The organism is Paraburkholderia caffeinilytica (assembly GCF_046030355.1).
GTDB classification, from domain to species: Bacteria; Pseudomonadota; Gammaproteobacteria; order Burkholderiales; family Burkholderiaceae; genus Paraburkholderia; species Paraburkholderia caffeinilytica_B.
This window is the reverse complement of record NZ_JAQQCQ010000017.1, coordinates 106203-120524: the sequence shown is the minus strand read 5'-3', so window position 1 is coordinate 120524 and position 14322 is coordinate 106203. Positions and strand designations below refer to the sequence as shown.

Annotated in this window: 11 protein-coding genes; 4 read left to right on the top strand and 7 right to left on the bottom strand. The window is 63.3% G+C overall.

Translation table 11 applies throughout. The annotated features are described in order from the left end of the window. Positions 1–753: an IclR family transcriptional regulator gene (locus PQQ95_RS24230; protein ID WP_408441639.1), complete on the bottom strand. Its 753-nt coding sequence runs from the start codon at positions 751–753 to the stop codon at positions 1–3. Positions 754–883: 130 nt separating this feature from the next. Beyond that, a complete protein-coding gene (locus PQQ95_RS24225; protein ID WP_408441636.1) occupies positions 884–1648 on the bottom strand; it encodes an IclR family transcriptional regulator in 765 nt (254 codons plus the stop codon). Positions 1649–1849: 201 nt separating this feature from the next. Here PQQ95_RS24225 and sauS point away from each other — a divergent pair, with 201 nt between their 5' ends. The 4 genes from sauS to PQQ95_RS24205 all read left to right on the top strand — a co-directional run bounded on the left by sauS (position 1850) and on the right by PQQ95_RS24205 (position 8004). Next, the gene (gene sauS, locus PQQ95_RS24220; RefSeq protein ID WP_408441633.1) at positions 1850–3295 is read left to right on the top strand and encodes an acylating sulfoacetaldehyde dehydrogenase; all 1446 of its coding nucleotides are present in this window, start codon (positions 1850–1852) and stop codon (positions 3293–3295) included. Beyond that, on the top strand, positions 3292–4968 hold the full coding sequence (locus tag PQQ95_RS24215) for an AMP-binding protein (protein ID WP_408441630.1): 1677 nt from the start codon (positions 3292–3294) through the stop codon (positions 4966–4968). Before sauS ends, PQQ95_RS24215 begins: the two co-directional genes overlap by 4 nt. Positions 4969–5112: 144 nt before the next feature. Beyond that, entirely contained in the window at positions 5113–6492 is a 1380-nt protein-coding gene (locus PQQ95_RS24210; protein ID WP_408441628.1) for an MFS transporter, read from the top strand. A 297-nt stretch (positions 6493–6789) separates the two neighbouring features. Continuing rightward, positions 6790–8004, top strand: a complete 1215-nt coding sequence (locus PQQ95_RS24205) for an ABC transporter substrate-binding protein (protein WP_408441625.1) — start codon at positions 6790–6792, stop codon at positions 8002–8004. A gap of 104 nt (positions 8005–8108) precedes the next feature. Here PQQ95_RS24205 and PQQ95_RS24200 read toward each other — a convergent pair whose 3' ends face one another. The 5 genes from PQQ95_RS24200 to PQQ95_RS24180 form a co-directional block, all read right to left on the bottom strand. After that, entirely contained in the window at positions 8109–9338 is a 1230-nt protein-coding gene (locus PQQ95_RS24200) for a serine hydrolase domain-containing protein (protein ID WP_408441623.1), read from the bottom strand. A 105-nt stretch (positions 9339–9443) separates the two neighbouring features. Next, positions 9444–10691: a glycoside hydrolase family 1 protein gene (locus tag PQQ95_RS24195; RefSeq protein WP_408441622.1), complete on the bottom strand. Its 1248-nt coding sequence runs from the start codon at positions 10689–10691 to the stop codon at positions 9444–9446. Between the two features lie 96 nt (positions 10692–10787). Continuing rightward, positions 10788–11753, bottom strand: a complete 966-nt coding sequence (locus PQQ95_RS24190; RefSeq protein ID WP_408441619.1) for an alpha/beta fold hydrolase — start codon at positions 11751–11753, stop codon at positions 10788–10790. Positions 11754–11785: 32 nt separating this feature from the next. Beyond that, complete coding sequence (locus tag PQQ95_RS24185; protein ID WP_408441616.1) at positions 11786–12628, bottom strand: SDR family NAD(P)-dependent oxidoreductase; 843 nt, start codon at positions 12626–12628, stop codon at positions 11786–11788. A 79-nt stretch (positions 12629–12707) separates the two neighbouring features. Next, positions 12708–14288 carry a flavin-containing monooxygenase gene (locus PQQ95_RS24180; RefSeq protein ID WP_408441614.1) on the bottom strand — a complete coding sequence of 527 codons (1581 nt, stop codon included), beginning with the start codon at positions 14286–14288 and terminating at the stop codon, positions 12708–12710. Positions 14289–14322 lie beyond the last annotated feature (34 nt).

Sequence of the window (14322 nt, the reverse complement as noted above, 5' to 3'; positions counted from 1 at the left end):
CTAGAACGTCCTGGCGAGCTGCTGAGCGGCTTCCTGAAGGCGCGGTACAAACTCGAGGGCACGCGACAGCGGCGCCCGCGAGACCGGCGCATGAACGGCGATCGCCGCGATGCAGGTGTTGTTCTCATCCATCACCGGCGCGGCCACGCACGCGATACCGGCGACAAATTCCTCATTGTCGATGGCGATGCGCTTGTGCGCGGTGCGGTCGAGTTCCGCTTCCAGCAGTTCGGGGTCGGTGATGGTATTCGGCGTGAAGCGTTCGAGCTTCAGCGTGCGGACGAGGGCGCTGCGCTGTTCGCGCGGCAACATGGCCAGCAACAGCTTGCCGCTCGCGCTGCAATGCGCCGGCACGTGCGAGCCGGGCTTGAGATCAAGCCGCAACGGCCAGGGCGCTTCGAGCCGGTCGAGATACAGCACCTCGGTTTCATGCAGCATTGTGAGGTTGCAGGTCTCGCCGAGATCGGCAACGAGGTTCGACAGGATCGCATGCCGCAGCCGGCGGGCACCCGAATGCATCATGACGCCAAGACCGAGTTGCGCGAGACGCGGCCCGATCACGTAGGCATTCTTCTGGCCGGGTTCGCGGATCACGAGGCCGCCGGCCTCGAGCGACGCCAGCATGCGATGCAGCGAAGCCTTCGGCAGGTCCACGTCCTGGGCAATGTCGGCCAGCGACACCGGACCGTCGGCGCGCACGAGATGTTCCAGCAGGGCGAACGCGCGCAGGGTGGGAGTATCCGCTTTAGTCATGGTGCCGTTCCGGAAAATGGATCGGCGTCATTGTACCGTGCGCCTTTGCCGGCCGCGCTTTTCGCCGGGGCGACGCGGATTTGGCGCGCCATTTCAGCGCTGATCGTCACGTTTTTCGGAATGCAGTGCGCTACTGCCGGAATGTTTTGGCGGTTTCCTCCGCGGCCAACCGCAGATCGGGCAGAAAGGCCAGCAGATCGTCGAGTACGACGCGCCCGACCGGCGCCTGGACGGCGATGGCCGCGCAGGCGCGATTGCGATCCAGCATGACGGGCACCGCGATCGCGATGAGCCCTTGCAAATGCTCCTGGTTGTTGATCGCGAGCTGGCGCCGCCGCGTGATGGTCAATTCCTTGCGTAACTCGCCGCGATCCGTAATCGTCCGCTCGGAATAGGCGCGCAGCGGCAAGGTTTCGATGACCCGTTCGCGCCTCTCCTTGGGAAGAAAGCTGAGCAACAGCTTGCCGCTTGCCGAACAGTGCAGCGGAACATGCGAGCCCGGTTGCAGGTGCATGCGCAGCGGCCATTCCGTTTCCACCCGGTCCACATAGACCACGTCGTTGCCGGCCAGCATGGTCAGATTGCAGGTCTCGCCGATTTTGGCCACCAGTTGTTCAAGCAGCACGTGGCGGGCCGCGGCCGGGCCCGCATGCATCAGCACATTGACCGCCAGCATGCGCACGCGTGGTGAACACTCATACAGGCGGTCGCCGGCGCTGCGCGTGACCAGCCAGGCATCCATCAACTGCACCAGAATGCGATGCACGGTCTGTTTGGGCAGTTCGAGGGCATGGACAAGATCCGTCATGGAAAGCGGGCCGTTTGCCTCTGCCAACGTTTCGAGTACGCGAAATGCACGCACGGCTGCCGCATTCGATTGATTCGACGTCGCCACGCTGTCTCCTCGATGTCGTCGTTATAGGTTGGATTGTGCATCGGTCGGGTTAGTTTTCGGGACTATGGAAAGTCCCGAATATCGCACTTTTCGATTCTGACCCGCCGAGCGCGAGGGATAGTTCAAAAAACGGGACTCCGAAGCAGGTAGGGCTCATTAGATTGGTACCAGTACCCATCTTTTTAGTCCGGAGTGAACCGTATGAATGTCAGGGCCACAGAAGCGGAATCTACGCACGCGAACGCACATCGTGAAGTCGAACGAGCCGTCGCGTCACAGGTTGCGCGTGCACGCGCCGCACAGCGCGCATTCGAGCTCGAAGGGCAGGACGTGCTCGATGCCGCTGCTGCCGCCGCCGCGTGGGCGATCATGGAGCCGGCGCGCAACCGGCAGCTTGCCGAGCTGGCGGTGCGCGATACCGGTCTCGGCAACGCGGACGACAAGTTTCGCAAGAACTATCGCAAGACACTCGGTCTGTTGCGCGATCTGCGCGGGCAGAAGACCACGGGGGTGATCGCGCGTCACGACGCCACCGGCATCGTCGAGATCGCGCGGGCGGTCGGCGTGGTGGCGGCGATCACGCCGTCCACCAATCCGGCCGCCACGCCGGTCAACAAGATCGTCAATGCCCTCAAATGCGGCAACGCCGTCATCGTGGCGCCGTCGCCCAAGGGCTATTCGTCGTGCGCGCTGCTGATCGAATTCATTCATGCGCAATTCGCCAAAGTCGGACTCGCGGCTGATCTCGTCCAGATGCTGCCCGCGCCGATCAGCAAGGCGGCTACCGCTGAACTGATGCGGCAGTGCGATCTGGTCGTGGCGACCGGCTCACAGGCGAACGTGCGGATGGCCTACGCCAGCGGGACGCCCGCGTTCGGCGTGGGTGCGGGGAACGTTGCTTCGATCGTCACGGCGTCCGCCGATTTGCACGATGCAGCGTACAAGATCGCGCGCTCGAAGACGTTCGACAACGCCACCAGCTGTTCATCCGAAAACAGCGTCGTGATCGAAGGCGCGGTGTATGCAGACATGCTGGCCGAACTGACGGCCCGCGGCGGCGTGATGCTCGACGCCGCGCAAAAGGCGCAATTGCAGGCCGCCCTGTGGTCGGACGGCAAGCTATCGGCACACTGCACCGCGCGCTCGGCCACGGCGATTGCACGGGCAGCGGGCCTCGACGACATCGCCGCACGTGAACCCGCATTTCTGATGGTGGAGGAAACCGGCTTCGGCGCTGACTATCCCTTTTCGGGCGAGAAGCTCGCACCGGTGCTGACCGTTTATCGCGCCGACTTCTTCGACGCTGCTGCCGACATCGTGCGCGGCATCTACGCCTACATGGGAGCAGGGCATTCGGTCGGTCTGCACTCCGCCGACCCCGGGCAGGCTGAGCAGCTCGGTTCGACGCTGCCGGTTGCGCGCGTGATTGTGAATCAGGCGCATTGCCTCGCGACGGGGGGCAACTTCGATAACGGTTTGCCCTTCTCGCTCTCGATGGGATGCGGAACGTGGGGGCGCAACAACTTCTCGGGCAATCTCAACTTTCACCATTACCTGAACATCACGCGCGTGGCCTACCCGATCGAAGAGCGTGTCCCCGAACTGGACGACGTACTCGGAGATTTCTTCGCGAGGTATGGCAAATGAAGACGCCTCACACCATCCGCGCGCTGATCGAGGCGCGTGCCGCGCAGTATCCCGACAAGCCGTTCCTGCTGGCGGCCCCCGAATGTGCTGACGACGGCGGCGCTGCCGCGCGTGCCGACGTATTGACCTTTGCACAACTGCGTGCCGACTGCCGCACGCTCGAGACGGTTTTTCACGAAGCAGGCTTGCAGGCCGGCGACGTCGTGTCGGTCTTCATGGGCAACGGCATTCATACGGCAAGGCTGCTGCTCGCAGCGATGTACAGCGGGCTCGTCGCCAACCCGCTCAATCTGCTGTGCCAGCCGTCGCAGTTGCGCTACATCGTCGAGCATTCGGACACGCGCATGGTCTTTGTGTCGAGCGATACGCACGCGGCGATGTCGGGCGCGATTGCCGAATTGCGCGAGCAGGGCTTGACTCGCGACATCGCGTTGTTGCAGACGTCGCCCGATGCCGCTATTGCGCCGATGGTGGCCGCCGCCGAACCCGCGTTGGCGGAAACGACCGTTTCCGTGGACGTGCATGCGAAATCGGCGCAGCGCGCATCGCGCGCGCCATGCGCGGAACACATGAAACACCCGGACGTATGGGATACCGAAACGTCGTCAACCGGCGAGCCCGATGCGAGCGACATAGCGTTGCTGATGTACACGTCCGGCACCACGGGCGCACCGAAGGGCGTGCTGCTCGACCATCGGAACCTGCTCGCCAACGCGCGCAATATTTCTCAGGAACACCGGCTCGGCACCGGCGACCGGGTCTTCGCTGCGTTGCCGCTTTATCACATCAATGGTCTCGTCGTGACGCTGCTTGCGCCGCTCTTCCATGGCGGATCGGTGGTGATGACGCCGCGTTTTTCCGCGCGCACCTATTGGCGCGATGTTGCGCGTCACGGCTGCACGTGGATCAACGTGGTGCCGACTATCGTCGCCTATCTGCTCAACAACGACGAACCGTGCACGTTCGATCTGTCCGCGCTGAGATTTTGCCGCAGCGCGTCGGCGGCGCTGCCTGTCGATCATCATCGCGCGTTCGAGGCGCGTTTCGGGATCGGCATCATCGAGACGATGGGGATGACCGAAACCGCCGCGCCCATGTTCAGCAATCCCTATGATCCGGCGCACCGAAGAATCGGCAGTATCGGTCTGGCTTCGGGCGGTGAAGCGAAGGTGATCGATCGTGACGGGCGCGAATGCGCACCCGACGAGTGCGGCGAACTCGTGTTGCGTGGTGAACAGGTCATGCGCGGCTATTACAAGCGCCCGGAGGAAACACGTGCGGCCTTCACCGCCGACGGGTGGCTCCGCACCGGCGACCTCGGTTATCGCGACGGTGACGGTTACTTCTACATCAACGGCCGTGCGAAGGAATTGATCATCAAGGGTGGCGAAAACATCGCGCCGCGCGAGATCGACGAAGCGTTGCTCAAACACCCCGGCGTGCTGGATGCGGCGGTGGTGGGGGTGCCGGATTCCGCTTATGGCCAGGAGATCGTCGCCTTCATCGTGCCGCGCGTGGCGCACGGGCAGGGTGCGCTCGACATCGCGGATCTGCATGAGCATTGTCTGCGCGAGCTGGGCCGCTACAAGACGCCGAAGGAGTTTCGCTTTGTTGCGGACCTGCCGCGTGGACCTTCGGGCAAGGTGCAGCGCCTGAAGCTCGTGCCGACCTGACGGCGCGCACAGCGGCGTGCCCGGATCGCGCGGCAAGCACAGGAGGTGGGCGCGCGTCGAGACGCAGTCGGCGCGACGCAGTACGACGGACGGATCGAATGATCACAGACGCCCCGGCGTCACATAAGAGACACAGGAGACAGCATGCAAACGCACAAGCGGCGTGTGAAGACACGCCACATCATCCTGGCCGTCATGTGCCTGATGTATTTCATCTCGTACATCGACCGTGTGAATATTGCCGTGGCCGGACCCATCATCCGGCACGAAATGGGGCTGACAACGGTTCAGCTCGGTCTCGTGTTTTCCGCTTTCGCTTATCCGTACGCGTTCATGCAGGTCATCGGCGGCTGGCTGTCGGACAAGTACGGACCGAAACTGGTGCTGACGGTGCTGTCGCTGATCTGGGGCGTGGCGACGCTCGCGACCGGATTCGCCGGCAGTGTTGCGATGCTCGTCGCGCTGCGCTTCGCACTGGGCATCGGCGAGGGCGGGGCGTTCCCGACGGCGACACGCGCCTTTACCTACTGGATGCCGGTGGCGGAGCGGGGTTTCGCTCAAGGCATCACCCATAGCTTCGCCCGTCTCGGCGGCGCGGTTACGCCGCCGCTCGTGCTCGCGGTGGTGGTGGCGGGCGGCTGGCGCGACGCGTTCATTCTGCTCGGCGTGGCGAGTCTCGCGTGGACCGTGCTGTACCTCTGCGTCTTTACGAACTCGCCGGAGCAGAACCGTCGCGTGACGCCCGAGGAAACGGCCGAGATCGGCTATCGCGTGGGCGACTGCGAACGCGCCAAGCGTGCGGCCACGCCGTGGCGCAAACTGTTCCGGCGCATGTGGCTCGTCACGTTCGTCGACTTCTGCTACGGCTGGCTGCTCTGGGTCTATCTGACCTGGCTGCCTTCGTACCTGAAGGAGGCCCGCGGCTTCGATCTCAAGCAACTGGCGCTGTTCACCGCGTTGCCGCTGCTCGCCGGCGTGATCGGCGATACCCTGGGCGGCGTCGTCTCGGACCGGCTCTACAAGCGCACCGGCCAGCTGCGCTTTGCGCGTTGTGCCGTGCTGGTGGTGGGCATGGGCGGCTCGCTCCTGTTCCTGCTGCCGATGGTGTCCGCAACCAATCCGCTGATGGCGGTGCTGTACCTGTCGGCGTCGTTCTTCTTTCTCGAGATCACGAATCCTGTGTTGTGGACCTTGCCGCTCGACATCGGCGGTCGCTATGCGGGCACGGCGGGCGGCATGATGAATACGGGTTTCGGCATCGCCGGCATGATCTCGCCCGTGGTGTTCGGCTATCTGATCGAGACCACCGGCAGTTATAACGTGCCGTTCACGATTTCCGCGTGCCTGCTCGGCGTGGGGATCGTGGCCGCGCTTTTCATCGATCCGGCGAGGACGGTCGAGGCCGACGAGGAGCGCGAGCGGCTCGAAGGCAGTGCGCGGGACATGCCCGCGTTTCTTCAGGCGGGCGCCGCCGTGCGGCTGGAGCGGCATCATCTGCGCCGCCCGTTGCGCTGGCGGAGATAAGGCGCGCAGATCGGTACGGTGGTCGATAGGGTGGTCTGAGACTGGTAGACTTCGCTCAACCAGAACGCGTTATACCGTTCTGGTTGACGAATGCTGCGACTGCAGCAGGACCACAGCAATGCCAGCCGCTGGAATCGATCCTTAGCGAGCACTTAAAAATGCACGTCTTATCCGATGGGCAGAACGATCGCTCAGGCGTGAATGGGCTTCCGCTCCGATAAGGCAGTGCATCTATTTCGCTTCGGCTACAGGTGGCGCTGTTGGTGGTGCTGTTGCTCGCGATACCCTGGAGAAGAAATGAAAAAGACGAGCATCGTGCGCTTCGTTTCGCTTTCCTTCGCTGCGAGCTTCGCCGTCGCATTTCCGGTTGGCGCGACGCCAGCCGCGGACGACGCCGTTACCATTGGTTTCGTCACCGACTTCTCGGGCCTATACGCAGACAATGACGGTCCTGGCGGCCTCGAGGCCGTACGCATGGCGATCGCGGATTTCGGCGGCCAAGTGAACGGAAAGCCGATCAAGCTGCTCTATGCCGATCATAAGAACGAGGCGGACATCGCCGCGTCGCGCGCGCGTGAATGGGTCGACCGGAATGCCCTGAACATGCTGCTTGGCGGCACGAACTCGGCGACCGGCTTGTCGATGAACCAGGTCGCGGGCGAAAAGCATGTGGTGTACTTCAACGTCGGCTCGGGCGTCGACGCGTTGACCAATGAACAGTGCACGCCGTACACGGTGCACTACGCGTACGACACGACCGCGCTTGCCAACGGCACGGGTTCGGAAGTGACGAAGCAGGGCGGCAAGACGTGGTACTTCCTCACGGCAGACTATGCGTTTGGCAAGGCGCTCGAAAAGAACACATCCGACGTGGTGAAGGCGAACGGCGGCCAGGTGCTGGGCGCTGTGCGCCACCCGCTGTCGGCCTCGGATTTCTCGTCGTTCCTGTTGCAGGCGCAAGCGTCGAAGGCGCAGATTCTCGGCCTCGCGAACGCCGGCGGCGATACGGTCAACGCGATCAAGGCCGCCGAGCAATTCGGCATTACCAGGACGATGAAGCTCGCCGCGTTGCTGATGTTCATCGGCGACATTCACAGCCTCGGTCTGGAAACCACGCAAGGCCTTGTGCTGACGGACAGTTGGTACTGGAACAAGGACACCGCCGCGCGCACGTGGGCGCATCGCTACTTTGACAAAACGAAGCGTATGCCGTCGAGCCTGCAGGCCGCCGACTACTCGGCCGTGACGACCTACCTGAACGCGGTGAAGGCGGCCGGCACGACCGATCCGGACAGGATCATGGCACAACTGCACAAGACCCGAATCGACGATTTCTACGCGAAGGGCTACATCCGTCAGGACGGCAGCATGATTCACGATATGTACCTGATGCAGGTGAAAACGCCGTCCGAATCGGCGGAGCCGTGGGACTACTACAAAGTCATCGCAACAATACCCGGCGAGCGGGCGTTCAACCAGAAATCGCAGACGCGGTGTGCGCTATGGAAATAAGGATGATCTGGTAGAGCCGTCCACCGCCAGGTGGCGTCGATGAAAAGACGATGCCAGCCAGTGAAGATGAAGAAGATCGCGGGCCCGCTCGCCTGGGCGGGCGATCATGCGATCAACGCGTCCGCGATCAATTCCTGCGTAATCCGCTGCAAAGGCGGCGCGCTGAACGAAAGGAGCTGCACGAGTCCGATGAACACCAGATCGTTCGACGGATCGACCCAGAACCAGGTGTCCGCAGCGCCGTCCCATTGATAGGTGCCGGCGCCGACGGGCATGCCTGCGAGCGTCGGGTCGGTGACCACCGCGCCGTTGTACGCATACGAAAATCCCGGCCGCAGCGTGTAATGTCCCGTCTTGATGCCGTCGCGCAGCATCGTGTCGGGAAGGCGGGCCGTCATCTGTTGCTCGCTCGCGGCGCGGCTCACGATGCGTTTTCCGTCGAGTTCCCCTTTGTTGAGGAGCATCTGCGCGTAGCGTGCGTAATCGTGCGCGGTTGAAACGAGTCCTGCTCCGCCAAGCGGCATTGAAGGCGGGTGATCCCAATCGCTTCTTGTCAGGGGGTTGGGATAGACGATCAGGCCCGAGTTGCCCTCCTGGGCGTAGAGCGTCGCGAGGCGGTGACGCTTTTCCGGCGGCGTATGGAATGCGGTGTCGTGCATGCCGAGCGGCGCGAAGATCCTTTCGTGCATGAAGTCGGGAAGCGACTGGCCGCTCAGGCGCTCGATGATCGCACCCTGCAGATCCATTGAAAGGCTGTAGCGCCAGTTCGATCCCGGTTGATAGGCAAGCGGAAGCCGTGCCACTTGCTGCACGAACGCGTCCAGGTTCACGGCATTCCAGATGCCGGTGTCTTTATAGAGCGAGCCGACAGGATCGGCGGGATCCACAAAGCGTGTTCCATATGAGAAACCTGCGGTGTGCGTCATCAGTTCACCGAGGGTCGGCGCATGGTCGGGCGGCACGCACTGCATTTCACCGTCGGCGTTCGTACCGGCGTAGACCTGAACCGATTCGAACTCGGGCAGGTGCTTCGCGATCGGATCGTCGGGATGCCATCGGCCCTCGTCGTGAAGGATCATCATCGCGGTGCCGGTGACGGGTTTGGTCATCGAGAAGATGCGAAAGATAGTGTCCTCGCGCATCGGTTCCGTGCTGGCCAGATCCTTCTTGCCGAGCGCGCGCACGCGAACGATCTGACCGTGACGGGCGACGAGCGTCACGGCGCCCGCGAGCGCACCACGCTCGATATAGTCGAGAAGCGCCGCGTCCACGCGGTCGAGACCTGCGGACGAGAGGCCGAGGGTTTCGGGAAGGGGAGTCGTGAGAGAAGTCATGGATTCGTCCTCGTTTCGATTGCGTTTGTTTTCCATCCAATGCCCGGCGACGAGAAGAACACCATTCTCAGGCCGGCATCGAAATCATGCAGAGTGAGCGCTGCTTCAGCGCGCCGCTTCCAGCGACCGGCGCGCATGGGCGCCGAGGTGATGCGCGCTCGGCTTCGGCGTGCGCCTGAACGTTGTGGGATCGACCTCGACGAGGCCGAAATGCTGGCTGTACCCCGATGACCATTCGAAGTTGTCGAGGAGCGACCAATGAATATAGCTTTTCACGTCGATGCCGTCCGCGATGCAGTTCTGCAGCTCGTTCAACGCTGCGTCGATAAAGGCGACGCGGCGCGTGTCGTGGGAGGTCGCGATGCCGCTTTCGGTAACGTAGACCGGCTTGCCGGTTCGCTTCGCGGCGAACCTGATGGTCGAGCCGAGCGCTTGCGGATAGTACTCATAGCCCGCCTCGGTCATTTCGGCATCCGCAGGCGGCGAGACATGGCCTTGCGCGTCGACCCGCACGCGTGTGTAAGTCTGCACGCCGATGAAATCCGCGTTTGCCGCCTCGTCCAGCCAGGGGCCGTACAGGCTGTCGATGACGGCACCCGCCAGATTGTTTTCGCCGATGCCCTGAATGTCCTGCATCGTCAGGCTGACGCCCACGGGAAAATTCCCCGGACCGGCCTTGATCGCCTGCGTCGCTTTGCGATGGGCATCGACGAGATGGGCCTCGGTCTTTTCCACCTCCGCGAACAGCAGTGACGAGAACCTTGCCGATCCACATTGCTTCGCGCAGGCTGCCAACATGGCGTCGATCACGGGGCGGGCCGCCGGGTTCGGCAGCAACGTTCTCATCAGGCGCTGGATATTCGCTTCGTTGAACGGCGTGGCGGCGACGACGTGCTCGCCGAGGCGGCGCGTGACCACCTCCGCATAGCGCGCGAACAGATCCGCCGAGTCCGGTACTTCGAAGCCGCCGCGCGCGGCGAACCAGCGCGGCACCGTGAAATGACTGTAGGTCAGCATCGGCGCGATTCCACGCTCGACGCACAGGTCGATCATGCGCGCGTAGCGATCCAGCTCCGCGGCGGAAAACTGACCGGGCTCGGGCTCGATGCGCGACCACTCGATACCGAACCGATAGCAGTTGAGACCGAGATCGGCGACGATCGAAATGTCCTCGGCATAGCGGTGGTAGCTATCGCATGCGTCGCGCGACGGCTGACTGAAGACGGTAGGCTGCACGTGTTCGGCGAGCCAGATATCCGAATTGAGGTTGTTGCCCTCGCTCTGGTGTCCTGAAATCGCGGTTCCCCAGAGGAAATGCCCATAGGGTGAGGGCTGGCGAACGGGAAGCGTCAAGATCGTATCTCCATCAGTGGAAGGCGCACCGTCGAACGGTGCACGCTCAGGTTCATGACCGCGGTGTGATGCGGCGGATTGTGTTCCCAGCTCTTTTCAGGCGGCATCTCGCGAAAGCGGCGACAGGTCGCGGATCAGTGCGGCGATCGGGCCGGCTGCCGTGATCGGCAGCATGTGTCCACCGTCGATCAAGGAGAGGTGCGCGTTGGGCAAGCGGTCGGCGAGGCCCGCGCTGTGAAGGATGGGGTCGAGGATGACGTCCCGCCGGCCGACGACGATATCGGTGCGAAGCGCAATCTCGGCATAGCGCGGCGCGACTATGGCCAACTCGTCGGGCGCGCTCGTCATGTCCGCGCAGGCATAGACGAAGCTCGCGGGACGCAAACCCAGCAGCCCGCCGAAGACGACATCGAAATCCGGCGGCGCGGGCTCCGGCGCGAAGACGGCGCTCAGCACCGCACGCCGGCGCCGCAATCCGAGCGGCGCCATCAGGGTCCACGCAAGGAGTCGGCGCATGTGCGTCGAACGGATATGCAGTGCTCTGAAGATACGTGGTGGTGAGTGCATGACCTGGCTCAGCGGCGAAATCAGCACGAGTCCGCGCACGCACCCGGGGTGTTCGAGGGCAAGCGCAAGCGACAACGCACCGCCGAGCGAATGTCCGACCAGTAGCGGGCGCTCCAGTTTGAGTGCTGCAATGAAGCCTGCGATGACGGCGGCCTGGGCACGCAGCGGCAGGTGCATCCCCGTACTGACGGACGAATGTCCACAGCCGGGACGATCCACCATGATCACGCGATGGGTGTCGGCCAGCGCATTGGCGAGCGCCTCGAAATTGCGGGCATTGCCGCCTAGCCCATGCACCATGACCACGGCGGGGCCCGAGCCGCGGTCGCGATAGTGCAACTTCACACCGCCGACGTCGATGAAGCGACCGTCGGGTGGCACGAGCGCGTTTGCGCGCAAGGTCAGCAAGGCAGCGAAGGCGGCAAGACCGGCAAGGCAGGCGATCGGCAGTATCGCGACAATGCCGGTCATGACGGCGAGCGGGACGAGGTGCATCCGGAAGACTCCTTGAAAAGCCGGGTTACCGTTCAGATCCCATAGGTGCGACGCATCATCAGACGGATCACACCCGCGTAGGCCGAAGGGAAAACGCGCTGGATCTTGTCGAGCAGGACAGCGTCCTTGCCCACCAGCACGCGTCGCTTGTTCTGCCGTACGGCGGCGAGAATGATTCCCGCCGCGCGCGAGGCGCTGGTCACGAGATTCTTCGAGAATTTATCGGTGCGCGTGGCCGGGTCGATCCCGAGCGCCGCGATACTCGCGTCGGTTCGGGCATTGCGCGCGATCGCCGTCTTGATGCCGCCAGGCAGTACACAGGTCGCCGAAACTCCGCAGCGCATCAGATCCAGTTCCTGACGCAGCGATTCCGTGTAGCCGCGCACCGCGAATTTGGCGGCGTTATAGGTGGACGATCCAGGCGCCGCGAGCAGGCCGAAAAGACTCGACGTATTGACGACGTGGCCGTTCCCGCTCGCCCTCAGGTAGGGAAGGAACGCCTGGGTGCCATGCACGACACCCCAGAAATTGATGTTCATCAGCCATGTAAATTTGTCGATCGTCGTGGCTTCCGCGGTGCCGGACAGGGCGACGCCCGCGTTGTTGAAGATCAGATTGATCTTGCCGTACTCGTTCGCGGTGCGTTCCGCCCAGGCGAATACGGCCTCACGGTCCGCAACGTCGAGTGTGCTGACGGTGACCCGGACCGCGGGGTTGGTGTCGCGCGCCAGTGCGGCGGTGGCGGAGACGTTCGTCTCGTCCAGGTCCGCAAGCGACAGATGACAGCCTTGCGCCGCCAGCTGGATGGCAAGCTCACGGCCTATGCCGGAGCCGGCGCCGGTGATAGCGGCTACTTTGCCCTGGAAAGTCTGCATATCAATGACTCGAAATGAAAAGGACGGAGGAACGTGCATGCGGGTCTGCAGGATGAACGGAAGCCCGCACGACGGCATGTCATGTAGCCGAACGCTGCCGGTCCGTGCCGTGCTCGGCGCCTCGGCGCGAAAACGCGAGAACGCCGTCGTTGAGCGGACGGAGTCGCAGGCCGAGCAGATCGAGCAGATAGTTCTGCCGCAGACGCCATGGCGCGCGGTCGCTCTGTTTCGGAAACGCGTCGACCGAGCGCAGCACGTAGCCCGAATTGAAGCCGAGCAACGGGCGCGGCGGCTGTAGCGCGTCGTGATCCGCGACCGGGCGGACCTTCTTGAAGCCATGCTTGTCCATATGGGCCAGCACGCGGCAGACGAACGCCGACGACAGGTCGGCGCGCAGCGTCCACGACGCATTGATATAGCCGACGCAGAATGCCAGGTTCGGCACATTGCCGAGCATGACGCCCTGATAGGTGTAGGTGCTGCCCGGTTCGACGGGCACGTCGTCGATGGTCATGCGGATGCCGCCGAATGCCTTGAGTTTCAGTCCCGTGGCCGTGACGATAACGTCGGCAGGAAGCGTGCGCCCGGACTTCAGGCGAATGCCGTCGCGCTCGAATGCGTCGATGTGGTCGGTGACGACCGCTGCGCGGCCGCTCGCGATCGCCTTGAACATATCGCCGTCGGGCACGACGCATACGCGCTGGTCCCACGGGTCGTAGCTCGGATTGAAGTGCGTGTCGAATGCGTAGTCGGCAGGCAGGAAGCGCTGTTGGCTGCGCCGGATCATCTTCTTCACGAGCGACGGGAAACGGCGCGCCAATTGATAGTAGAACATCGACACGGCGACGATTCGGGCGCGTATGAGCTGGTGTGCGCTGCGTGCCGGCAGCATCCGGCGCAGCCGGTCGGCGAAGGCGTTGCGTGCCGGGAGCGGGGCGATGTAGGTCGGCGAACGCTGCAGCATCGTGACCTGCGCGGCGCGGTCGGACAACGCAGGAATCAGCGTGACGGCCGTCGCGCCGCTGCCGATGACGACGATGCGCTTGCCTGTATGGTCGAAATCCTGGGGCCAGTGCTGCGGATGAATGATCTTGCCGGCGAAGGCGTCCTGACCGGGAAAGGTGGGGGTGTACCCCTTTTCGTAGTCGTAATAGCCACTGCACAGGTACAGGAAGCCGCAGCGATAGCGAACGGAGGCACCTGTCCCAACTGTTTCGACCTCGACGATCCAGCATGCGTCCGGCGACGACCACGCGGCCGACACGACACGCTGGCCGAAGCGGATGTGCCGGTCGATTCCATATTCTTTCGCCGTATCGCGCACGTAGGTGAGGATCGACTCGCCATCGGCAATCGTTTTTTCCCCGGTCCACGGCCGGAACCCATAGCCGAACGTGTACATGTCGGAGTCTGAACGGATGCCGGGATAGCGAAACAGGCTCCACGTGCCGCCGAGCTCCGTGCGGCTCTCGAGAATCGCGTAGCGCTTGCCGGGAAGGAGGTGTTGCAGATGGTATGCCGCTCCGATACCGGACATGCCGGCGCCTATGATCAGAATGTCAAAATATTCCATGTGAACGAGGGTCCTCAGATGCGGTGAAGATGCTGGAGCGTCGCGGGCACGATGAGAGGTTGTACGGACTCGCTCCCGGCACGGCATTCGCTCGTGATTCGGCGAATCATACGAGTATGTT